The sequence below is a fragment of the Arthrobacter sp. Dra40 genome (genome assembly GCF_059091905.1).
Window position 1 is genome coordinate 1 of the sequence record NZ_JBNHHB010000556.1, and the last position, 605, is coordinate 605.

Sequence of the window (605 nt, forward strand, 5' to 3'; positions counted from 1 at the left end):
GGCCGCAGTGGCTTAAGGGGGTGCCGCCGGACAGCCCGGCGCAACTCCCCTAGGATGAAGAAGACGGCACCGGCCGCGCGGCCGGACCGGAGAAGAATGCATCCATGAACACCGACCAAGGAGGACACATGGCTACTACACGTTCTGCCAGCACCGAATGGAATGGCGACCTGTTCAGCGGCAGCGGCCAGACCACGTTCGAAACGTCCGGAATCGGCACCTACGATGTCACGTGGAAGGCACGTGCGGAGCAGTCCGAGGGCATGACCAGCCCCGAGGAACTCCTGGCTGCCGCACATGCCACCTGCTACTCAATGCAGTTCAGCAACATGCTCAAGGAAAACGGCACCACCGCGGAAAGCATCAAGACCTCGGCTGCGGTGGACTTTGTTCCGGGCACCGGAATCACCGAAATCCGGTTGACCGTGAACGCGGCTGTGCCCGGCATCAGCGAGGATGACTTCCAGCGCCTGGCTGCCGGCGCCAAGGACAGCTGTCCGGTATCCGGGGCCTTGGCCTCGGTGCCGAGCATCACAATCGATGCAACCCTGGCCGGCTAGATCCCGGCTGCCAGCGAAGAACCCCGGTGCATTATCTGCACCGGG

1 protein-coding gene is annotated in these 605 nt (G+C 63.5%); it reads left to right on the forward strand.

Annotated features, from left to right (window positions below):
- Positions 1-128 precede the first annotated feature (128 nt).
- Positions 129-560, forward strand: coding sequence for an OsmC family peroxiredoxin (locus tag AC5RWT_RS37955; RefSeq protein WP_494084701.1), 432 nt, complete (start codon positions 129-131; stop codon positions 558-560).
- Positions 561-605 lie beyond the last annotated feature (45 nt).